This window comes from Sporomusa sp. GT1 (assembly GCF_014634905.1).
Taxonomy (GTDB): Bacteria; Bacillota; Negativicutes; order Sporomusales; family Sporomusaceae; genus Sporomusa; species Sporomusa sphaeroides.
In genome coordinates this window covers 104,527-128,997 of the sequence record NZ_BMBX01000006.1, presented here as the reverse complement: position 1 = coordinate 128,997, position 24,471 = coordinate 104,527, and the positions used below count along the sequence as shown (strand labels likewise).

Annotated in this window: 9 protein-coding genes; all 9 read left to right on the top strand. The window is 39.3% G+C overall.

Features of this window, described 5'->3' with window-relative positions; genetic code table 11:
- Positions 1 to 145: 145 nt before the first annotated feature.
- The 9 genes from GT1_RS10070 to GT1_RS10030 are packed head-to-tail and all read left to right on the top strand — an operon-like array spanning position 146 to position 24,460.
- On the top strand, positions 146 to 3,754 hold the full coding sequence (locus GT1_RS10070; RefSeq protein ID WP_188398584.1) for an amino acid adenylation domain-containing protein: 3,609 nt from the start codon (positions 146 to 148) through the stop codon (positions 3,752 to 3,754).
- Positions 3,751 to 4,845 carry a saccharopine dehydrogenase NADP-binding domain-containing protein gene (locus GT1_RS10065; RefSeq protein WP_188398583.1) on the top strand — a complete coding sequence of 365 codons (1,095 nt, stop codon included), beginning with the start codon at positions 3,751 to 3,753 and terminating at the stop codon, positions 4,843 to 4,845. The genes GT1_RS10070 and GT1_RS10065 overlap by 4 nt, the downstream gene beginning before the upstream one ends.
- Positions 4,842 to 7,100 (top strand): bifunctional Gfo/Idh/MocA family oxidoreductase/class I SAM-dependent methyltransferase, encoded by a 2,259-nt coding sequence (locus GT1_RS10060; RefSeq protein WP_188398582.1) that lies wholly within the window; start codon positions 4,842 to 4,844, stop codon positions 7,098 to 7,100. The genes GT1_RS10065 and GT1_RS10060 overlap by 4 nt, the downstream gene beginning before the upstream one ends.
- A gap of 49 nt (positions 7,101 to 7,149) precedes the next feature.
- Positions 7,150 to 7,884: a VOC family protein gene (locus GT1_RS10055; protein ID WP_188398581.1), complete on the top strand. Its 735-nt coding sequence runs from the start codon at positions 7,150 to 7,152 to the stop codon at positions 7,882 to 7,884.
- 21 nt (positions 7,885 to 7,905) lie between these two features.
- On the top strand, positions 7,906 to 12,336 hold the full coding sequence (locus GT1_RS10050; RefSeq protein ID WP_188398580.1) for a non-ribosomal peptide synthetase: 4,431 nt from the start codon (positions 7,906 to 7,908) through the stop codon (positions 12,334 to 12,336).
- A complete protein-coding gene (locus GT1_RS10045; protein WP_223226161.1) occupies positions 12,281 to 13,051 on the top strand; it encodes a thioesterase II family protein in 771 nt (256 codons plus the stop codon). Before GT1_RS10050 ends, GT1_RS10045 begins: the two co-directional genes overlap by 56 nt.
- 41 nt (positions 13,052 to 13,092) lie before the next feature.
- Entirely contained in the window at positions 13,093 to 14,700 is a 1,608-nt protein-coding gene (locus GT1_RS10040; RefSeq protein ID WP_188398579.1) for a (2,3-dihydroxybenzoyl)adenylate synthase, read from the top strand.
- 26 nt (positions 14,701 to 14,726) lie between these two features.
- Positions 14,727 to 22,517: a non-ribosomal peptide synthetase gene (locus GT1_RS10035; RefSeq protein ID WP_188398578.1), complete on the top strand. Its 7,791-nt coding sequence runs from the start codon at positions 14,727 to 14,729 to the stop codon at positions 22,515 to 22,517.
- Complete coding sequence (locus GT1_RS10030; protein ID WP_188398577.1) at positions 22,514 to 24,460, top strand: condensation domain-containing protein; 1,947 nt, start codon at positions 22,514 to 22,516, stop codon at positions 24,458 to 24,460. Before GT1_RS10035 ends, GT1_RS10030 begins: the two co-directional genes overlap by 4 nt.
- Positions 24,461 to 24,471: the final 11 nt, after the last annotated feature.

Genomic DNA, 24,471 nt, shown 5'->3' with positions numbered 1-24,471 from the left:
TCCTGTTTGTCATAGGAAAAAAGGGATAAATAGGATATTATTAGTGATAATGATAATTAATATCAATGGTAAAAATAATGTAATAGTGATGTCTATTAGTTACTTTCGAGAATAAGTCTTGGTTTGGCTATAAGGAGTGGACAAATTGTTACAAGAAAACCTTGAGAATCAAAATAAAGTATGCGATTTATTATCGTTGGCGCCATCGTTACCTATTAGAACTACTGCAGATCGCAGTTTTTTCCAAAAGGAACATACCATCAATGCCAAGGAATGGCAGACAATTAAAATATTTGCTTTACAGTATAAATGTTCAGCTTTGTCTATTTTACTTGCCGCTTTGGGCGAGGTGCTTAGCAGGTGGAGTTCGGGAAATCCTTTTAGTATTGTTTTAGGTAATAAAGGGTGTAATACTTCTTTTCCTATGGTATTTCGACCAGACAATTTTAATAATTGGTGTGAATGTTGTCAAAAAGTAGAATCACATTTAAGAAGTTTGGAGCAGGGAAACTTTACATTCGACGATATTGAAGATGGTAAAAAAGATGAGGCTATCATTTACTTCTCATATGATGCAAGTAATTTTAATTTTTATCCTGCGATTCATTATGGTAAAGGTGAAAATAGATATTTTTCTCATGAAAGAGTACAAAAAAAATGTCTACATTGTTCAGTTTTAGAAGGTGAATTTGGCCTCAAAGCTACTTGGAGTATTCCTGAAAATCTTTTCCCTGAAGATATGCCTGAGTCAATGTTTGCTGCCAATAGTTTATTGCTGAATTGGCTGCTTGAGGGGAAATGGGAGCAGAAAATTCCTGAACTACTTCCGGAAAAACAGAGGCTAGTCCGACAAATAGTTAATGATACATTTTTTTCTATAGAGAGCAAATTAATTCACCAGAATTTTTTTAAACAAGCTCAGGATAATCCTGAAAGAGAGGCTTTGTTTTGGCAAGAGGATGATAAATATAAAAGCATGACTTACGGGGAATTGGCACATAGGGTGCTTAGTTTGGTGACGGTAATTTTAGAAAAAGGCGTTAAGAAGGGAGACAATGTAGCAGTTAGTTTAGCCAGAGGCCCGAGGCAGATAATTGCTGTTTTAGCGGTGTTAGCGGCAGGTGCGGCTTATGTTCCTGTTAATTTGAGTCAGCCTATGGAACGAAGAGATAGAATATATCGCATAAGTAAAATCAGACACTTGATTACGGATAAAAATGGTTTGGCAATTTTTGCGTCCAAAGACAAATTAGAAGTTATTTTAGTTGAGGCTGGTGAGCAGCAAATTCCTGCTCCGGGTTTTGTAGAAGTTTCTCCTGCTGCTACCGCTTATATTATTTTTACTTCAGGTTCCACTGGTGAACCAAAAGGAGTAGAAATTACTCATCAAGCCGCTTATAACACAATTGAAGATATTAATATTCGTTATAGAGTGAATGAATTTGATCGAGTTTTGGCTGTATCAGCCTTGGAGTTTGATCTTTCTGTTTATGATATTTTTGGCATCCTTTCCTCAGGTGGCGCTTTAGTATTGCCGCAAGCAGGCGAGGAACGTGAGGCTGGAAGCTGGTTGAACCTTATTTGTGATATGAGGGTGACGATTTGGAATTCGGTACCGGCGTTATTTAATATGCTGCTTACTGTGGCTGATAAGCTTTCGTCACTCAGACTTGTTTTATTATCAGGAGATTGGATTGGCTTAGACTTATATGGAAAGTTAAAAATGAAATCGCCAAATTGTAAAATGATTGGTTTGGGCGGAGCGACAGAAGCTGCTATTTGGTCTAATTATTTTGAAATAGAAAAAGTTGAAGTTTCCTGGCTTTCCATACCTTATGGCAAACCTCTGAGTAATCAGCGGTTTCGGGTTGTGGATAAGCTTGGTCGCGATTGCCCTGATTTGGTTGCAGGTGAACTTTGGATTGGCGGCGCTGGTGTGGCCAAAGGTTATTATAACAACACTGAATTGACAGGCAGGAGCTTTATTAATGAAGGAAACCAACGTTGGTACAGAACCGGCGATTTGGGGCGGTATTGGCCTGACGGCAATATTGAGTTTCTTGGCAGAGTCGATCAACAGGTTAAATTTAGGGGTTACCGGATTGAGCTTGGAGAAATAGAGACAATTTTGCGGCAATATCCTGGGGTTGATCAAGCTGTGGCAATAATGTCCTCACAAAATGGCTTGCAACATCTTTATGCTGCAATTGCAGCTAAAGGAAATTTTCCGGCAATGCAAGTAGTCGAGTCAGCCAAAACACTTGAATTTGATTCTATTCGAATGGAAAGTTGGGAAAAACAAGCTAAACTTGCTGAAACTTTTATTATAAATTTGTTAGAGCTAAACAACTTACAATATAGTCCGGTAACAACAACTGCCTTAAAAAACAAGCTAGCTCTTATAGATAGCTATGGGCCGTTAATCCAGATGTGGTTAGCTTGGCTTGAGGCAAGAGAAATTATTGTGTTTTCTGAGTCTGTTTTAGAAGCTGGGGTAAGATTTCAAGAGGCGCTTGCGTTTGCCGAACAGTTTGCTAAAAGTGTACATGAGGTCAGCACAGTAACTATAGCGATGGGGTTAACAGGTGTAGGTATCAAGTTGTTTCAAAAAATAAGTATATACAGAGCTATTCTTTGTGGAGAGATTTCACCGGTAGTTCTTTTAGATGATGATATTTTGTCGCCGGAGAGTCTAACTTCTATAGACCCGGGAACTGGTGACGGAATAAGATTGATAGCGGCGAGAATAAGGCAGCTTGCAAAACAGACCGGGCAACCGTTGCAGGCAGCCCTTTTGGACGGAAGAAGTGGTATTATTGCTGTTAAACTGCTGGATTTATTAGAACCAAAGGAAATAGAATTGACTTTATTTGAGTCAGCTTCGTCTATGCTTGATTCGGCTAAAGATAGATTATTGAATAAGAAACATGTTATTAAGTATTGTAATTTGTTAGGAAATATTGTGCCTGAGGGGTTTAGATATTCTTATGATCTTGTTTTAGCCATAAATTCATTGCATCGTTATCCTGAGCCGAAACAGGGAATCCAGATAGCTAATAGTATGCTTAACAACAACGGTAAGCTATTTATTTTAGAGCATTGTGAATTGACGCCAATAGCTAAAATAACAGCAGCTGTTTTAGAAAAGGGATTTTCCAATTTGAACTTGGAACGACGCCGGAATTGCAATCCAATGTTGACAGCTAGAGAGTGGCAAATAGCTCTACAGAGCGTTGGTTTTGAACAGATGAATTCTGTGCCGGTTAAAGGTTCTTTTACTGAATTTATTGAGGCCAGTTGTTCGGAAAACATGGTAAAGCTTAAAGCAGGTGAGATTTTAGAGTTTGCAGCTAATTATTTGCCAAGTCATATGCTGCCGGAAAAAATTGAAATATTACCGTGGATTCCTTTGAATAACAATAACAAAGTGGATCGTAAAGCAATTGCAAAGATATTCGAGCTTCAAAATACTGCAAATGTGGAAACAGAAGTTCTGGAGGGCCTGGAATATGAGATCGCGCAAATATGGAAAAGTCTTTTGCACATAGAGGCTGTTGGCAGTAAACAAGGGTTTTTTGAATTAGGGGGAGATAGCTTGCTGGCTACTCGCTTTATTGTAGCAGTAAAAGAAAAATATGGGATAGATGTTTCGCTTAGAAAGTTAATTGATTCCCCAACCTTATGTGAAATAGCAGCTTGTATTGAAGAAACCATGATAGATATAAACCAACCCATGGAGGAAGGAGAAATATGATCGGTATTATTGGTGGTTACGGCGATGTTGGTTTGGAGGCAGCGAGAGCTTTTGTGAAATTGGGGAAAAGTAATCTGAAAATAGGTGGCAGAAACCCTCAAACAGTAAGTGATGAAATTAAAAGTGAATTTTCTAATGCTGCATGGGTAGCTGTTGATATTAATGATGTCCAAAGTTTAGCGTCTTTTTGTCAAAATTGTAAGTTGATAGTAAATTGTGCCGGTCCGTCAAGCAAGTTTTCTGTTCGGGTGGCTCAACTATGTTTGGAAAAGGGTTGTCATTGTGTTGATTCAGGTACAGATGACAAATTAGCAGCATTACAACAAGAATCAAATAGAACAGCTGTTATTCATGCAGCGGGGGCGATACCAGGACTATCTGGCTTATTGCCACGTTGGCTGGGAACTTCTTTTGATAAAGTCGATTCTCTAATTTCTTACACTGGTATGTTGGCTGATTTTACGCCTTCGGCGGCTGAGGATTATCTCGCTGGGGTAATGGAAGCTAATAAGCCTTTAGCAGCTTGGCAAGATGGGGAATGTAGTATCGGGGTGCTGAGAAAACAAAAGGCTGAGCTGCCCTTTTTTCCTCGTGAAGTCACTGTATATCCGTATTTTGATAAAGAGACCGAATTTGTGGCGAAATCCTTGGGATTACATGATGGTAAATGGTATTTAGTCAATGAGGGTAGTCGAGTCGCAGCTTTATTGGAAGAAATCAGTATTCAATTTTTAACAGAGCCTAAGACTGCGGTTGAACGTATTTGTCAGGCTTCCAAACTGGATGCTGCTGGCCGGGAAAAGTATCTAAAATTTATTATACAGCTTGATGGTTTAATTAATGGAAGCAAAACAACGCGCACTTTAGTTTTACAGGCTCAGAACCCTTCAGCCGTTATTGGTTCGGCTACAGCAGCGGCAGGTATGAGTGTATTGGCAGGAATTGTACCGGCAGGCGTGAGGCCTTTCTCGGAAATTGCTAACCTGAATATAGTGGTCGATACATTGCAGAAATTAGGCTGTCAGAGTATGTTCAAGATATTTGAGCTTTCAATAGAACAATTATTGCAACCCATAGAAGGTGAACTATGAAAAAAATAAAGACAATCGTATGCGGTTCTTCTTTTGGCCAGTTTTATATGGAAGCTTTACAGCTTTTACCTGAAGAATTTGAACTTGTGGGTTTGCTTGCTAACGGCAGCACAAGATCTAAAAAGTGTGCCCAATATCATGGTATTGCACTATATACAGATAGTAGTGAGGTTCCGGCAGAGGTTGAACTGGCTTGTGTAGTATTACGGTCAGGTGTATTGGGCGGTAAAGGTACTGAAGTATCTTTGGCATTGCTGGAGCGAGGGATTCATGTTATTCATGAACAACCTATTCATCATAAAGATATGGCCTTGTGTTTAAAAAAGGCCAATGAAAAAAAACTGGTATTTTCTACAGGCAATTTATATGTACATTTACCTGCAGTAAAAAGATTTATTGCTTGTGCTAAGGCTTTAGCAGAAAGACAAAAGCTGCTTTATGTTGATGCGGCGTTTGCTTCTCAAGTATCTTATCCGATGATCCATATTCTTCAGGAAGTGTTGCCCTCAATACGTCCTTGGCAGACCAAAGAGGCAAGTAATGTAGACGGGCCTTTTCAAGTTTTAACAGGAACGCTTGGTAAAATCCCAGCTATTTTTCGGGTGAATAACGAAGTTAATCCGAATGATCCGGATAATTATCTGCGTTTACTTCACAATGTTGTTATCGGCTCAGAGGCAGGCAACTTATGTTTAAGTGATACGCATGGAGATGTTATTTGGCGTCCGAGATTACATGTACCTAATAATTTAAGTATGATGAGCGATATTGTCACAACTGAGGTAGAATATCTGCTGGCAAACAGTAATGAAGTTTTATGGTCTTCGCCGCCGGCTAGCTACAGGAAAATTCTCTCACAATATTGGCCTAATGCAATTAAGCAGGATTTACTGAATATGAAACAGATGATAAATGGTCAATCAAATGTAATGATGAAGGTCCAACAAGAATTGTTATGTTCCAGACAATGGCAAGAAATAAGTTCGTCTTTTGGCTATCCGTTTTTACGTCCAGGTGCTATTCACCAACCATTAGCTGCCAGTGTTTTTAAGGAAGTTGTTGCAAAAATTCCTGATGAGCTTTTTATTGAGAAAAAACGTTTAGAAGATGAAGGTAAAACTGATTTGTTAACATGTACTGAATTTGCCGACCGAGAACTTGGGGCAATCGATGCCAATAAAGTAAAACTGTTTGCAGCTAGAATAAAGGAAGCTGTTTTTTCTGTGATCATTCATACTTTGCAAAACCAAGGTGCTTTGCTTGATAAAGAAAAGGGACAAAGCAGAGCAGACATTCTGGCAAAATTAGATTTGCTCTCCAGACATGAATATTTGGTTACACGCTGGTTAGAGCTTTTAGTGGAAAATAATTACTTAACAAATAAAGATAAGCTTTATTATGGTTGTGACCCGGTTACTGAAGAAACAGTGAAGGATGCCTGGAAAACAGTCAGAGATGTTTGGGATAACAAGCTGGGTTCACCATTGACGATGGATTATATTGTTCAAAATGCCAAAAATTTAGCCCAGTTAATGAACGGGAACATAGACCCTACTTGGCTTATGTTTCCTGAAGGTAAAATGGATTATGCAAATTCCTGTTACCGTGATGTACTTGCCCGTTATTTAAATAAGACAATGGCAGAAGCAGTCATTCGCATTAGTAATATTCAAAAGCTGGAAAAGCCAGATAAGAAGAGACTGAGAATTGTAGAAATCGGAGCAGGTACAGGAGCTACCACAGATGAGGTATTGCCAAGATTGAAAGAAAAAATACGTGATTTAGAACTTAGTTATTTGTTTACCGATGTTTCCAATTATTTTGTGGTTGATGCACGTAATAAATATCAAGAGTATCCGTGGGTGAAGTATCAAATAGTTGATATTGATACTGATTTTCAGAAGCAAAATTTAGGACCCAATAGTGCAGAGATTATTATTGCTGCAGGAGTTATAGACAATTCTTATGATTTGCAGAAAACACTTACTGGTTTAATGAAGGTTTTAGTACCTGGCGGCTGGTTAATTATGACAGAACCAATAGTTGATTTTCCTCAAATGTTAATATCTCAAGGGTTTATGAGACCGGTAGATGACAGGGAAATTACGGAGACAATATTCAGACCAATAAAAGCATGGCAAGAAATATTCAAAAGAATAGGCGCAGCAGAAGTAATAATACTGCCTGAGGAGGGGCATCTCCTTGATCCTATGGGGCAAAAGTTATTTATAGTAAGAACTTCTTTAGCTGAATAAATAGCTAAAATAAAAATTAGATAAAAAATATGTATGGTGGGGAGAAAGAATGTTTAAATGCAGCCAACTTGTTTGTCGGGTAGAGGATATTAAGCAAGTAGTTAAGGATTATGAAGCGTTAGGTTTTACTGTTCAATGGGGCTCTAACCCCAAAAATTCTCAAAATGCTTTCCTGTGGTTTGAAACAGGACCACATATTGAATTTTTTAGGATACCAAAACCATTAAAATGCATGAAATATCCATTTTCCTGGTTTCTTGGCAAAGCAGCGGGAAAACGTTGGGAGTATTGGTTTGATTGTCCTCATGGTTGGTGTGATATAGCTTTAGAAACATATCGGGAAAACCATGAAGCACCTCCTGACGCAGAGTTCAACTATCAGGAGCTGGTAAAAGTAAAAAATACTTTTGATAAACTTGGCCTTAATGCCTCTAAAGTTGTTAAGGGCGGCAGAACTAAACCAAATGGAGAAAAAGTTAAGTATAGCTTTTTTGCACCAGAAACAGTTGGTCTTCCTTTCTTTCTCTCTCATTATGATCCACCACAAAGGCCTAAGAAAATTAATCATGCTAATGGTGTTACCGGTGTTGCCTGGATTAGGGTAGGCGTTACAGAAGATTTAATAGATATGTACAGGCAGCTTACTTTGGATGATACCTGGATAAGACTGGAGGCAGCTCCGAGAAATGGCATTTTGGAAGTAGGTTTACGTGGTGATATCAACAAAGAGTTTGATAAAAAATTATTGCATGGGGCTGTGTTTTCTACAACTGCAGATATGTAAGAAAGTTGGAGGACTGAAAATATGCAAAATGGCTTGGCTGATATAAATGGTTTGGTAACGCGCTTAAGAAGTGAAGGCATTACTTTATGGGAGGAGGCAGGTAGACTACGCTATAGAGCCCCTCAAGGAATGTTGGCCGCAAGTGACTTAGAGATATTAAAGCAACATAGAGAAAAAATTTTAGAGTTCTTAAAGGCAGAACAAGAAACGCAGGTAGTTAAACTTAGCCCTGAAGCAAGATATGAACCGTTTCCTCTAACCGATGTCCAAGCCGCTTATTTACTTGGACGCAATGATGTTTTTGATTATGGTGGTACTGCTTGTCATATTTATTTTGAATTAAATTATCCCGAACTTGACATACAGCGTGTTACAGAAATTTGGAATCAATTGATAGCCCGGCACGATATGTTAAGGGCGACGATGAAAGAGGACGGCTATCAACAGGTACAGGAAAAAACACCGTGGTTTGAGGTGGAATATCAAGTTATCAGTACTTTGGAAGCCAAAGCAGCTAAAGAAAAATTGGAAGCTTTGCGGGAAGACATGGGCCATCGGGTTTATCCGGCTAACTCCTGGCCAATGTTTGATGTTAAAGTAACTAAAACGGCTCAAGACACTATTTTTCATTTCTCAATAGAATTTTTGATTGCCGATTGGGCTAGTATCTGGCAGCTTATTTCAGAGTTTGAAACTTTATATTACCAACCGCAAAAGAAGCTGCCTGAATTTGAACTTAGTTTTCGGGATTATTTGTTAGCGGAGAGAAAGCTGCGTGAAACTGATAAATATAAACAAGATAGAGAGTATTGGTTGAACCGTATTGATACTTTGCCACAGGCACCCGACTTGTCGCGTACTATAGCTCAAGCCACTTCTGAAAAAGTGCGTTTTAGTCGTCGCTTTTTACAGTTGGCGCCTGCGGTGTGGCAGCAGTTTAAAGAGAAGGCGCAGAAACATGGATTGACACCAACAATTGCTGTTATGACTGCGTATGCCGCAACTATAGAAAAATGGAGCCATAATAAAGAATTTTGTTTGAATCTTACTGTTTTAAACCGATTACCGCTTCATTCAGAGGTTAATGGTATTATCGGTGACTTTACCTCCGTAAATTTATTAGCTGTAGATTGTACTACGGGAAAATCATTTGCAGATCAGGCTAAATCTTTAAATGCTCAACTTTTTGATGATTTAGACCATCGTTTATTTTCCGGTGTTGAAGTAATGAGAGAGCTATCACGCCGGCGTGGCAGAGAAGCCGCTTTAATGCCTATTGTATTTACTAGTGCGATTGGTCTTTTGCAGGCGACTGAGCAAGAGGAGATGAAGGGTAATTTTACAGGGACTGGTATTAGTCAAACACCACAGGTGTTTATTGATTGTCAGGCTATGGATGGCCGTCATGGACTGCAAGTGAATTGGGATGTTCGCGCAGGTGTTTTTCCGGAAAATATGATTGATGATATGTTTGATGCTTTTGCAATACTTTTAAATCAACTGGCGCAAACCGAGCAAGCCTGGAAGCTTAATAATGCTGTGACTTTACCGGAATGGCAAATAAAAGAGCGTCAAGCTGCTAATGCCACTAACGGGACAATACCAAATTATTTCCTGCATAGCAAGATAATTGAAAAAGCAAACAAAACTCCGGACAAAGTTGCGGTTATTGACGGACAAGGTCAATTTACCTATGAAGACATTATGCTGAGAGCTTCGGCAGTAGCTGAAGCATTGAAGAAGGCTGATTGCAAAGAGCAAGACAGGGTTGCGATTATTATGGATAAATCAGCTTATCAGGTTATCTCGGTCTTAGGTATTTTATCAGTGGGGGCTGTTTATGTTCCAATTGATGTTACGCAGCCGCTGCTTCGGCAGAGAGCTATTTTGGAGAAGGCGGAAATAATTCATGTTTTGGCTTGTGGCAGCAACCTGCTCAGCTGGCCGGCAAATACGAAAATTATTCAAGTAGATACCCTAAATCCGCTTCAGGAAAATACTATTACCGAAAGCGGAGATCCTGATAAACCGGCTTATATTATTCATACATCAGGTTCGACAGGGCAGCCAAAAGGGGTTGTTATTACTCACCGGGCCGCTGTTAATACGATAGAAGATATTAATAACCGTTTCCAGGTTTCTGCAGCAGATAAAGTATTAGGGTTGGCGCAATTGAGTTTTGATTTATCTGTTTATGATATTTTTGGAATTTTATCCAGGGGCGGTACTTTAGTTTATCCGGCTGTTGATAAACAGACAGAGCCCGGACATTTGCTAGAATTGTTTAATGAACACAAAGTTACTATTTGGAATTCTGTGCCGGCAATGATGCAGATGTTGCTTGTTTCTTTACATGAGAGTCAGGCAGCCAAGTTGGCCAGTCTCAGAGTGGCTCTGTTATCTGGTGATTGGATTCCTCTAACTTTACCTGACATGATGGTAAAACTTATTCCTAATGTACAGGTAGTTAGTTTAGGTGGAGCTACTGAAGCTTCGATTTGGTCAATTTATCATTTATATAAGCAATTACTGCCTGAATGGAATAGCATCCCTTATGGTAAACCTCTGACTAATCAAGGCTGGCGTGTTTTAGATCAAAAGATGAATGATTGTCCTGTGTGGGTAACTGGTGAGTTATATATTACCGGCATTGGTTTAGCTCAAGGTTATTTTGGTGATCCGGTAAGTACGGCAGAACGTTTCTTTACACACCCTGTTGATGGAGAGCCGCTTTATCGTACTGGGGATATGGGCAGATATGTTCCCGGTGGAGAAATTGAATTTTTAGGCCGTCAAGATAATCAGGTCAAAATTAGGGGTTACAGGGTTGAGCTTGGTGAAATTGAAGCCGTTCTGCTAAAATATCCAGCGGTTACGCAAGCTGTGGTGATAGTGGAGACAGTCGGTGACAGTAAGACACTTGTTGGTTTTGTTGAAACCAATACGGTCAATGCAGAAGTAAATATTACTGAAATGATAGATTTCCTGGCAGAACGTTTACCTAATTATATGGTTCCGGCTCAATTTCATATTATAGAGTCATTGCCGCTTACCGGTAATGGGAAGATTGACCGTAAGGCTTTACTTAATTGGAGCAAAGGTACAGATGCGTCTCCGGCAGAGGCGGGTGAGAGGTTGGCGGCAAGTCCATTAGTAGCGCAGATAACAAAAGCTTGGACGGAATCTTTAGGTATTTCTGCAATGAGTCCCAATAAAAGTTTTTATGATTATGGGGCGGATTCTCTTATTATGGCGCAAGTAGCAGGTAAATTACGTGACTTATTTGCTAAGGAACCATTTAAATATGATATTCCCTTTGATACTTTACTTAGACAAATGCTGAATTATTCCACTTTAGCTGCTTTGGTTGAATTTGTAGAAACCAAGGAAAAAAGTTTGCGTAACAGTAAAAATGGTACTCCTGCTGTAGCGCAGCAAGCAAGTCCGGACAGTTATGGTGTATTTACTTCTTATGGCGGTGGCGAAGAAGGTCCTCTCAGAGTTGTTTTTCATGCCGGCATGGGAACAATGAATTGTTTCCGTTTCTTGCTGAAACATTTGGATACGCAACAAGCAGGCCCTGTTATTGGTATAACCATAGCAGATACGGAAAGGTATTGTGCTTTAGCTGATTTAGAAATTGCTGAGCAATTAGCAGATGATTATGCAGAAAGAATAATTGCAACCGGGCATACAGATGTTCAATTGATTGGTTATTGTATAGGTGGTTTGGTAGCGCTTGAAGTTTCCAGAAGACTGTTGGAAAGAGGCGTAAATGTAGTTGATCTTGTGCTTATTAGCAGTCACCCCATTATTCATGATATCAAAGATGATTTGCTGATAGAGGCGCTTTTTGTCCCCAATATTGGTGTTTCGCTTAGTGATACTAGTTTATGTGAGTTAAGTCCTGCGGAGCTTGGCCGTGGTTTCTTACATATTTTCGAAACCCATACTCAGGGTGTGCCTGCAGATGCTTCGGTAACAATTAGTGGTGACGAGATTTTGGATAAAGTAGGTGCATTATTTAGAAAGCTTGCCGCTATGCCGCGAAGTGATCGTTTTGTTGCCTATGCGGAGGCAATTGCTAAGAAGCAGGGTAATAATATGCCTGCTGAAATGGCTGAAGGGATGTTTAAAGTATTTCACAAAAGTTTAAAATCGGCTTTATTTAAACCCGAACCATATATGGGTGATATTCGTTTCTTATTAGCTGAAGAACCATTTCTCTTTAGCGGATATGACGAAGATACGCTTAATTTCTGGCAAGACATTTGTCTGGGTGAGTTTGCAGTACAAAGAATTAATGGTAATCATATTACTTGTATTGAAACAGAACCAAATGCGACTCATCTTGCTGAGTTGGTACTTGAAGGTATTAATACATATGCAAGGAGTAATGATGATGTTTCAGGAAAAGACGCCTTGGCTATCGGTTTTGCCAGCGGTCAGTGATCAAATTCGCATTTTTTGTTTTCCTTTTGCTGGCGGCGGAGCTTCTAGTTATCGGGATTGGCAGAAGCTTTTTCCAAAGAATGTGGGGGTATATCCAATTCAATTACCAGGCAGGGAAAACCGTATTTCCGATAAACCCTTCACCGATATGGTTGATTTGGTAGCTGAAATTTCTAATGTTTTAAGACCATACTTAACAAAGCCCTTTATCTTTTTTGGTCATAGTTTAGGTGCAAGAATAGCTTTTGAAGTTGTGCGTACTTTACGCAGAAAATGGCAATTAGTGCCATGTCATTTAATTGTTTCAGGCAGTCGCGCTCCTCATATTCCGGAGCCAAAACCATTGCATCATTTAACTGATGAGGCTTTTGTTAATGAATTAAGGCGTTTTTCGGGTACGCCAGAGGCAATTTTACAAAATAAAGAGTTGATGGAATTGTTTATTCCTATATTACGGGCTGATTTTATGGTTGATGAAACCTATGTTCATTTGCCGGAAGAACCGATTGCTTGTCCAATTTCGGCATTTGGGGGAACAGCTGATCCTGAAGCTGATCCAAGAGAATTAGAAGCTTGGCGACAGCATACCAGTAACAAATTTAACCTTGAAATGATTGCAGGAGATCACTTTTTTCTTCAATCAAATAAGGACGTGTTGCTGAGTTTTGTAAAAGATATTGTTTTAAAATATTCAAATGCCAGGATGATTGGTTAAGTAAAACGCAAAATACAATTTTTATTTGGGGAGGGAGACTTATGGGAATAGCCAGTGGCCGGGAAGAGTGGTTTGCTCAGGCGGAAAAAAGATTTGAAGAGTTAGGGGTTTGGGAAAAAGTTACCTATGGAGAACGTTTAAGGGAGTGGGCTGCCACTTATAAAGATAGAATCGCTTTGATAGAAGATAATGTTAGATTGACTTATCAAGAACTTGATCAAAAAGCAGATGAATTAGCTTTTGGTTTTTATCATATGGGTATCAAAAAAGGTGATAACGTGGCAGTTCAACTGCCCAATACCATTTCATTTTTTGTCACTTGTTTTGCTCTTTTTAGAATTGGTGCTGTACCTGTGTTAATTCTGCCGGCGCAGCGAGAATCTGATGTAAGTGGAATCTTGGAAGTGGCAAAACCTGTTGCCTATATAATTCCGACCACTTATTTAGGATTTAATTATGAAGAATTGGCTGCCAGGTTAGTGCAAAAACATAGTTGTATCAAACATGTTATTACAGATGGGGCAAGTGAAGCTTATATAAATCTTAATGATATTAACGGATGTTTTACTGAATTAACAGGCCCAGCTTACCGGGATATTGCTGTTTTAATTTTATCTGGTGGTACTACTGGTGTTCCGAAATTAATACCCAGAACTCACACTGATTATATTTATAATGCTAAAGCTTCAGCTAAACGTTCCGGGATGAGTGAAAAAACAGTTTATTTAGCTGTTTTGCCTGTAGCCCATAATTTTGCTCTTTGCAGTCCCGGTGTTTTTGGTACTTTTTCAGTTGGCGGCAAAGTAGTCTTGAGTAAAACTACCAGTTGTGATGAAGTCTTTCCGTTGATAGAACAAGAAAAGGTAACAATTACTTCTTTGGTTCCCGCATTACTGAAAGTATGGGAAGAAGTACTGGAATGGGATGATTTTAGTGATCTAAGCAGTTTGGAAGTATTACAAGTAGGTGGGACATCTTGTAATGTTGATGTTTTAAAAAAAGTTTCTGCAAAAATTGGTTGTAAAATACAGCAAGTTTTAGGAATTGCAGAAGGGCTGCTTTGTTATACAGGACTTGATGATCCGGATGAAATTATTTATTCATGTCAAGGCAAATCTGTTGCCGAAGCGGAGGATATCAAAATTGTTGATGAAAATGGTAATGAGGTACCTCAAGGGGAGTTTGGGGAACTTATCTTCAGAGGCCCATTGACTATTCGCGGTTATTATCGGTTGCCTGAACAAAATACAATAGCTTTTAACTCTGAAGGTTATTATTGTTCTGGCGATAGAGTGAGAATAACTGCTGAAGGCAATCTTCACATTGATGGACGCATCAAAGAGCAGATTAATCGCGCAGGGGAGAAAATCATGCCTGCTGAGATAGAATACTATTTATGCAAGCACCCGGAAGTTAAAGATGCTGCCTTAGTGCCGCTGCCGGATGAAACTCTTGGTCATCGGAGTTGTGCTTATTTGATTACAGATAACAAAAAGATTAGTTTGCAAGAGATTCATGCTTTTCTTAAAGAGCGAGGTTTGGCTCGCTATAAGATGCCGGATCAATTAGAATTTATAGATTCTTGGCCGCTAAGCAGTGTTGGTAAATTAGATAAAAATAAGCTGATTAAAATGGCTATAGGTGAGTAGCGATAAGTGGTATAGAGGAGAACTTTATGAAAAAAACGCCATCAGATAATTCCTCCTTAACTTATGAGGATTTAAAAATAGAAATTCAGTCTATGTTATCTGATCAAATAGATTTTGCTGAGGATCAAAACCTAATTGAATTAGGACTAGATTCATTGAAGATTATGCGTATTGTTAATAAGCTGCGCAAACAAGGTCAAAAGGTCACTTTTGCTAAATTTATGGCAGTGCCTACTTTGGCAGAATGGTTGTCTTTGCTAAATCTGGACGTTAACCAAGAGGCAGTGCCAGCCGGTGAGTTTGTTGAAGCTGATAGTATGCTGCAAGGCCCCTTTGAGTTAACTGATGTTCAGTATGCTTATTGGGTAGGACGTAAAGACGGCGAAGCACTAGGCGGGATAAGTTGCCATGCTTATTTGGAGTTAGATGGTGAACATATTGATCCTGAGCGTTTGCAAACGGCCTGGGACAGAGTATTGAATCATCACTCCATGCTTAGAGCAAGATTTTTGGAAGATGGCAGACAAGAAATACAGGATAAACCATTTAATTCGCAAGTAACGGTTCATGACTTTAGTCTATATTTTCAAGAAGATTGCTCGTTAGCGTTATCTGGAATCAGGGATAGACTATCTCATCGGCGTCTGGCTATAGAAAAAGGTCAAGTAGCTGGTTTAGAACTTTGTTTATTGCCTGAAGGCAAAACCAGACTGTACTTTGATATTGACTTGCTTGTTGCTGATGTACAAAGTTTACATATAGTTTTAAGAGATTTAGCCAATGCTTATGCTGGTGATAATGCATTGCCTGCTCCTGCTAATTGGAGTTTTGCCAGTTATTTGCGCAAGCAGGAGCAGCTTCGTTCTGCAGAAAAAGAAAAAGCAAAAAGGTATTGGCAAAGTCAGTTGTCTGAGTTACCTGGGGCGCCGGAGCTTCCTTTAAAAGTGAAACCAGAAACAGTTCAAGGGGCTGTTTTTACAAGAAGAACGCAAGTTGTCAGTAAAAATGCTTGGGAAACTTTGCAAAAACGTTGTGCAGTAAATAAAGTAACCCCTGCTATGATGTTTTTAACTGCATATGCGCAAATTTTAGAACGCTGGAGTTCGAATTCTAAATTCTTTATCAACATTCCTCTGTTTGATCGACAAACAGGAGAAGCCGGTTTGGAAGATGTAGTTGCTGATTTTACAAATTTGCTGTTGTTACCGGTAGATTGTGAAAAAGAACAAACTTTCTTAGACCATGTTCAGGCTGTACAGCAGAGATTTCATCAGGATGCTGCACACACGGCTTATTCCGGCGTTCAAGTTCAGCGTGATCTTGTGCGGTTTTACCAAGAAAGACGTAATTTTGCACCAGTGGTTTTTGCTTATAATTTAAGTGCGCCATTGGTTCAAGATGAATGTAAAAGTGTTCTCGGTACTTTGGCTTATATGATTTCCCAAACACCTCAGGTTTGGTTGGATTTCCAACTGTATGAATTTGATGGTGGGCTGTTACTGGCCTGGGATGCAGTAGATGAATTATTTCCTGAAGGAATGATTGCGGAAATGTTTGCTGCTTTGGGTCAGTTGGTAGAGTGGTTAGCGAAAACTGACAATGACTGGGAAGCAGTGCCACAGCTAGCTTTAGCAGAAAGAGCTGTACCAATCGCTGATGCAGCCGCCAATTGTCTGCATTCATCGTTTTTTGCTTTAGCAAAACAACAGCCTGATGAAATTGCCACTATTGAAAGTGATTCGGGAATATGTTTTTCCTATGCGGAAATTGCTGAAAAGGCGTTAAAAGTTACAGCATTATTACAACAAACCGGTCTGCAGAAGGGTGAAACTGTTGCGGTTGTTTTACCAAGAGGTGTAGAACAAATTATTACCGTGATGGGTATTTTAGCCGCTGGAGCATGTTATATGCCGTGCAGTATCGCTCAACCTGCCGCAAGACGTAATTACATGTTGAAGAAGGCTAATGTTTCTCACGTAATCACTCATGCTGATGGTGTAAAAGAAAACTGGCCTGAAGCAGTGACTGTTCACCGGATTACTGATGCCGATGCAGTTGCTCCTGCAACAAACATAGCCGAGGTATCTGCTACCGATATTGCTTATGTTATTTTTACTTCCGGATCTACGGGAGAGCCCAAAGGTGTTGAAATAAGTCATCAGGCAGCTTGGAATACAATTATTGATATTAACACACGTTTTAATGTTAGTGATAAGGATTGTATGTTGGCTGTTTCAGGCTTGGATTTTGACTTATCTGTTTATGATGTCTTTGGCTTACTCAGTGCAGGCGGTTCTTTGGTGCTGTTAAATGAAACAACCAGACGGGAAGCTGCTTGCTGGTTAGAGGCGATTCATAGATATGGAGTTACCTTATGGAACTCAGTTCCCGTTTTATTGGATATGCTTTTGATTGCTGCTAAATCGGCAGTTGAGGATAAACAAAAGCTTAGCCTTCGTCTTGTTCTTATTTCAGGGGATTGGATAGGTTTAGATTTGCCTGAGCGGTTACAAAACCAAACAGAAAATTGCCAGTTTATTGCTTTGGGTGGGGCAACTGAGGCTTCTATTTGGTCTAATTTCTATGAAGTTAAGTTGCCATTACCTGCCAATTGGTCTTCTATTCCTTATGGTCAGCCATTGACAAATCAGAGTTACCGGGTTGTTGATGATAACGGGCGGGATTGTCCTGCCTGGGTACCAGGGGAATTATGGATCGGTGGTGCCGGTGTAGGGCAGGGTTACCGGGGTGACCCTGCGATTACAAAAGACCGCTTTGTTAGCCACCAAGGTTCAACTTGGTACAGAACCGGTGATATGGGACGTTTTTGGTTTGACGGTACAATCGAATTTTTGGGACGTAAAGATTTCCAAGTAAAAGTAAGAGGTCATCGAATTGAGTTAGGTGAAATTGAAGCTGCTTTAACTCATCACCCAGCTGTTAGTGATGCACTAGTAATTGCCTATGGTGACGCCAGAGGCAGCAAGCAATTAGTTGGTTACGTGGTTTTAGATCAAACAGTAGTACCTGCATCTCTTCAAGAATATGCAATGAATCAGGAAGAGGCCGCTGCTTTGTGGGATAAGTTAGTTAAGCGAGGTACAACAGAAAGTTTAGCGCAAAATTCAGCGATAAAAATGGCCGACTTCTTGAATATTCCCCAATATATTGATTTATTGAGCGTTTATTATATTTGTTATACTTTGAAGGAATTAGGGGCATTCCAAAAACCGCATGAGAGTTATACTGTTGATTCATTTTTAGAGCATTATCAACTTTCGAAAAATTATCATGCACTAATTAAAACCTGGTTTGATCTGTTAGTAGCAGAGAAAATGTTAATAAAAAGCGAAAAAGAAGTATTTAGCAATAACGAAAAACTAGAATTTAATAAAAGTTTTCCTATTGCAAATATTGGTTATAGCCAAGGTATTTATGGTTATTTAGAAAGATTGCAAAATTATCTGGTTCCTTTATTACGCGGACAAATGAATCCATTAGATGTTTTCTTTAATGAAGATTTACAATTAGCTCCCAATAATTTATTGGAGACTTTACCTGGTTTTAGAGAAAGAAATCTTGTTGCTCAAGCGCTTATTAAAATAATTTTGAGCAGCCAAGGTACAGCAAAACCAGTTAAGGTCTTAGAAGTTGGTGCCAGATCCAGTAATTTTACAGCAGCTTTATTAGCTTCAATAGATAGCGAACAGATGATATATACAATTACTGATTCTTCGCCTTTCTTTTTGCATGAAGCTAAAGCTAGATTACATGGATATGAAGTTCACTATGAATTGCTTGATATGAATAAAAGTTTATTAGCGCAATGTTTTATCAATCATGATTATGATTTGATTATTTGTTCAGATTCTCTGCATCAAGTTAAAAATGTTAATTTGGGGCTTGATAATATTAGTGCATTGTTGGCTCCAAATGGTATTTTATTGCTCCAAGAAGTTACGAGAGATAGTAGGATAAGACATATAACTACTGCTTTTCTGGAAGATGGTTTTAGCCATTTTGAAGATGAGAGAAAAGAGATGTCAGCACCGCTGTTTACTGCTGAAAAATGGCAGCAGTTATTAGCGTTAAAGGGTTTTGAACAAATAGCAGCTTTCCCTGGCGGTGAGGCACAGCATGTTATTATTGCTCAGGGCTTCCCAAAAATGAAACAAATTAAAGTAGAAGATGTAAAAGAGTTTTTAGGTCAGAAACTGCCTGAATATATGGTGCCAAACACCTTAATGGTTTTAGATTCATTGCCTCTCACTGCAAACGGTAAGATAGATCGAAAGGCTCTGCCTGTACCTAATCAAATACCGCAAGGAAAATCTGAAAAAGTTTTGGCTGAACCGCAAACTTCAATGGAACAATCCGTGGCCGCTATCTGGCAACAGGTAATTGGTGTTGAAAAGATTGGGTTAGATGACAATTATTTTGAGTTAGGCGGCGATTCACTGCTTGCAACTAGAATTAGTGGAGTGGTGCGCAGTCAGTTGAAGCTGGAATTGGCTTTGGGAGATATCTTTGCAAATCCGACTGTTGGTCAATTGGCTAAACATGTTCAGCATTTAGTAGATAAGCAAGAGGACTATGCTGTATCTGGTCAATTACCTCAGATCGTTCCCGAGCCTAAGAATTTATATGAAGTATTTCCCTTGACAGATATACAGCAAGCATACTTATTTGGTCGCAGTGGCTTATATGCTTTGGGGAATGTTTCGACTCATTGTTATTTTGAGGTGGAAGCAGATGGCCTGGATATTAGCAGAGTCAATAGGGCTTGGCAGCGCTTGATTGACCAGCATAGTATGATGCGGGTAGTTATGTTGCCAGATGGTGAGCATCAACAGATTTTAAAAGCAGTGCCTCCTTATCAAATTAGAGTATTAGATATAAGAAATGAACCACCGTCAAAAGTGGAGAAGGCTTTAGCGCAAGTTAGAGATGAGATGTCTCATCAAATTATTGCTACAGATACCTGGCCTTTATTTGAGGTAAGAGCTTCTCGTTTTGATGATAATAAAGTGCGTTTGCATGTTAGTTTTGACAATGTTATTTTTGATGGCTGGAGCATGTTTTATCTCATGCGGGAATGGGCAAGGCTTTATCGGGAGCCGGCAGCGCCCTTGCCTACTTTGGAGTGCTCATTTAGAGATTATGTGTTAGCTTTAGCTGAACTGAAAAAAACAGATTTGTATGTAAAAGACCAAGAATATTGGCAAGAACGTTTAGTTGGGTTGCCGGCAGCTCCGCAACTTCCGCTTGCGCAAAATCCTGAGTCAATTAAAAAGCAGCGTTTTTGTCGTTTGGATGGTAGATTGGATAGTAAAGAATGGCAACAAATTAAGCAGCAAGCGGCTGCTGCTGGCTTAACACCTTCCAGCATTTTATTGACAGCTTATGCCGAAGTTTTAGCTACCTGGAGCAAACAAGCTCAATTTACTATAAATTTAACTCAATTTAATAGATTGCCTCTTCATCCGCAAGTAAATGATATTGTTGGTGATTTCACATCTTTGACCTTGCTGGCAGTGGACCAGCGGCAAGGTAAAACATTTTTAGAAAGAGGCCGCTATTTACAAGAACAGTTATGGCGTGATTTGGATCATCCTTATTTAGGCGGAGTAGAAGTACAACGTCAGTTAGCTAAAATAAATGGCACTCAGCATAATGTAATGCCGGTAGTATTTACAAGTGCTTTAGGGGTTGAGCGATGGGATACCTCGGGTAATGAGGAAAAATGGTTAGGTAAACTTGTTTACAATATTACTCAGACTCCTCAAATTTGGCTTGATCATCAAGTAGTTGAAGAAAAAGATGGTTTATTGTTAATTTGGGATGCGGTAGAAGGATTATTCCCCCAAGGCATGTTAGAAGATATGTTTGCAGCCTATCATGGTCTTTTGCAACGTTTAGCTAATGCTCCGGAAGTTTGGCGCCAGAAAGTATATAGCTTGATTGCTGTTCCTGGACTCTCCGAAATACAGGAAGCTAATAGTACAGAAGTGCCTGTTACTGAAGAAACTCTGTATAGTTTATTTAATAAAAATGTTACCAAAACACCGAATCATCCTGCAGTGATTGCTTCAGATCGTACCTTAACTTATGAACAATTAGCTTGGCAGGTTGATAGAGTAGCTGCTTTGCTTACGGAGAGAAGGGTACAACCAAATACTTTGGTCGCAGTGTGTATGGATAAAGGCTGGGAACAGGTTGCGGCTGTACTTGGAATTGTAAAAGCAGGTGCTGCTTATTTGCCTATTGATCCGGATAATCCTGCTAAAAGACGCGAACAGCTGCTTATTGATGGAAAAGTCGATATAATTCTTACTCAGTCTTGGCTAGTGGAAAAATTAGATTGGGGATCAGAATGTGTAGCTATTGATCATATGGTATTTGAATATGTAGCTGCAGCAAAAGATCAAAGCAGACCAGATGACTTGGCTTATGTGATATATACATCTGGTTCAACAGGAAAGCCTAAAGGAGTAATGCTGACGCATCGCAGTGTAGTTAATACTATTTTAGATGTTAATAGACGTTTTAATGTTGGGGCCAATGATAAGGTATTAGCACTTTCCAACCTGAATTTTGATTTATCTGTCTATGATATTTTTGGAATTTTGGCAGCAGGCGGTTCAATTGTGATGCCAGATGCAGCTAAAAATAGGGAGCCGTCTTACTGGTCAGATTTGTTGAAAAAAGAAGAAATTACTATTTGGAACACTGTACCTGCTCTAATGCAAATGTTATTGGAAGAAGTAGCAGATCAAATGATGCCTCAGTCCTTACGCCTGGTTTTATTAAGTGGTGACTGGATTCCGCTTAATTTGCCAAGAGATAGTAAGGCATGCTTTAGGAACGCAGAGGTAATCAGTTTGGGTGGGGCAACAGAGGCTGCTATTTGGTCTATCTGCTATCCAATTAATGAAGTAAAAGCTGATTGGAAGAGCATTCCTTACGGTAAGCCTATGGATAATCAACGCTTTTATGTTTTAAATGAGTGGTTGGGAGATTGTCCTGTTTTAGTAACTGGTCAGTTATATATTGGTGGTATCGGTATTGCCAAAGGGTATTGGCAGGACCAGGAAAAGACGCAAACCAGTTTTATTGTTAACCCTAATACCGGTGAGCTTCTTTATAAAACCGGCGACCTTGGCAGATATTTGCCTGATGGTAATATTGAATTTCTGGGTAGAGAAGATTTTCAGGTGAAAATAAGAGGGCATCGTATCGAATTAGGTGAAATTGAAGCTGCTCTTTTAGAAGCTCCCTATGTACAAAATGCAGTAGTTATTGTGGAAAAAGAAGTGGGGTCACTGGCTGCGGGGGTTGTATTAAAAGCAGATAAACCAGAAAGCATTAATAAAGTTAATGCGTTTTTGACCCAAAGGCTGCCTGGTTATATGGTTCCAAACAAAATAGTGGTTTTAGAAAAAATGCCTTTGAGTGTGAATGGTAAAGTTGATAGAGAAAAGGTCGGAGAAAAAATTGAACAATACAAAAGCGAACAAGCATCTTTGGCTGAACCGCCGCAAGCGGGTTTAGAGAGCCAGTTGGCGGCTGTCTGGTCAGAGGTACTTGGGGTCAAAAGGTTATCACGTAATGCTGATTTCTTTTTATCAGGTGGAGATAGTATCAAAGCAGTGAGAATTTTAGGTCAGCTTCATAAGAAAAGGATTGCTCCCCGAGAAATTCCTTTACAAACTTTGTTTACTAAGACTACTATTGCTGCTTTGGCTGGGGAGATTAGGAAATTAAGAGGTCAAAAGGATTGGATTGATGATCAAAGATTAGAGGAGGGGGTATTGTGATAGTTGACGACATTGTACAAAAATATGAAGCTTTGGGAGTACAACTTTGGGTAGATGTTGATCAATTACGATTTCGGGCTCCTGCCGGCACCTTAACTCAAGAACATATAAAAGAATTACGTTCTTGCAAACAATCTCTGATTGAACATTTAAAAAAACAAGAGCCTGTTATTATCCATGATGGTGTTAATCGTTATGAACCGTTTCCGCTAACTGATATACAAGCGGCTTATTTAGTAGGGCGAAACAATGATTACGAATTAGGAGGAGTGGGTTGTCATGCTTATGTAGAATTAACTATGCCTGTTATGGACCATAAGAGATTAGAAGACGCTTGGCATAAGGTGATTAGTCGGCATGATATGTTAAGAGCAATTGTTTCTACTAAAGGATATCAGCAGGTTTTGCAAGCTGTAGTATTGCCGCTTTTGAACTTTCAAGATCTCAGAGGTATGGATGAGGGGGCTATGCAAGCGGCAATAGAACAAGTCCGCCGTCTTTTGGCTGATAAGCAATATTTACCTGATAAATGGCCTTTATATGAAATGTTCTTGACAACAACTAACAATAAGAGTATTTTGCATATTTCTCTTGATATGTTGATTGCCGATTTTGTCAGTATCAGTGTAATTTTAAAAGAACTGGATCATTATTATTATCATCCTGAGCAGCCTTTGGCAGAACCGGAAGTAACTTATCGCGATATTATTCTTTTTGAAAAATCTGATGAAAATCGTAAGTTTAAAAAGGTCCAAAAAGATCGAGACAGACAATATTGGCTGAAGCGAATAGATCAATTGCCTGAGGCTCCCCGGCTTCCTGTGTTCAAAGAATTACATGGTGGTGCTGAAGTGACTTTTGAGCGCCATTACTTTGTATTAGAAAAACCACTGTGGTCTACCTTGAGTCAACAGGCTAAATACAACAAAATAACTCCTTCGGGTGCAGTATTGGCTGCTTTTAGTGAAGTTATTGGTTTGTGGTCAGATGAGTCTAATTTTTGTATTAATATTACTGTACTAAATCGCCCGGAGGCTGATCGTGAACTTAATATTGTCGGCGATTTTACTGCTGTTAATGTTTTAGAGGTAAACACAGAAGGCAAAAGTACTTTTGTAGAAAGAGCTGCAAGTTTACAGCACCAGTTGTGGAGTGATCTTCAACATAATTTGTTTTCTGGTGTGGAAGTGCTTAGAGAAATGAATCGCCGGCGCAATAAAAATGTGATAATTCCGGTAGTTTATACAAGTACTATTGGAGCAGATGATGATGACACTATTCATGGCGAATATATGACTAATGCTAAGTTAACATATGGAATCACGCAAACACCTCAAGTATGGGTTGATTGTCAGGTTGCTGAACATAATGGTGCTTTACATCTTAATTGGGATGTGAGATCTGGCATATTTCCTAATGGAATGATTAATGAAGTTTTTGCAGTGTTGAAAAAGCTGCTTACAAAAATGGCAGAAGCTGAAAGCTGCTGGTTTGAGCACAAGCCAGTTCATTTATCAAAGAAGTCGTTTCTGCCACCTCAGTTTTTACTGGAAAGTATCCAAAAAGTATCTTGGCAATCTCCTGATACCGTTGCTTTGTTTAACAGAGAGCAACAGGTTTCTTATCAAGAACTTTCAAGCTATATAGCTTTGGTACAACAAGCTCTTCTGAAAAAAGGTTGTCAACAAGGGGATGTTGTGGCAGTTTGTTTAGAAAAAGGGGTTTGGCAAGCGGCAGCAATGCTTGGGATATTGCTAGCCGGTTATACTTACTTACCGGTTGAAGAGCCTCTTTCTCTTAGCAATATAGAAGATTCTGTGCTTAAAAAGAGGAAAATACGTCATTTTCTAACAGAACATAGACGTATGGCTCAATATCCATTACCACAAGACAGTATTTTGGTTGATTATCTGAAGCCTACTTTGCGAAATAGGTCAGGTTAATTTTAAAATTT

Excerpts from the sequence above, each read along its gene's own strand:
- GT1_RS10050 (WP_188398580.1), top strand. The coding sequence starts at position 7,906 with ATGCAAAATGGCTTGGCTGATATAAATGGTTTGGTAACGCGCTTAAGA.
- GT1_RS10045 (WP_223226161.1), top strand. The coding sequence starts at position 12,281 with ATGATGATGTTTCAGGAAAAGACGCCTTGGCTATCGGTTTTGCCAGCG.
- GT1_RS10035 (WP_188398578.1), top strand. The coding sequence starts at position 14,727 with ATGAAAAAAACGCCATCAGATAATTCCTCCTTAACTTATGAGGATTTA.
- GT1_RS10055 (WP_188398581.1), top strand. The coding sequence starts at position 7,150 with ATGTTTAAATGCAGCCAACTTGTTTGTCGGGTAGAGGATATTAAGCAA.
- GT1_RS10065 (WP_188398583.1), top strand. The coding sequence starts at position 3,751 with ATGATCGGTATTATTGGTGGTTACGGCGATGTTGGTTTGGAGGCAGCG.
- GT1_RS10060 (WP_188398582.1), top strand. The coding sequence starts at position 4,842 with ATGAAAAAAATAAAGACAATCGTATGCGGTTCTTCTTTTGGCCAGTTT.
- GT1_RS10040 (WP_188398579.1), top strand. The coding sequence starts at position 13,093 with ATGGGAATAGCCAGTGGCCGGGAAGAGTGGTTTGCTCAGGCGGAAAAA.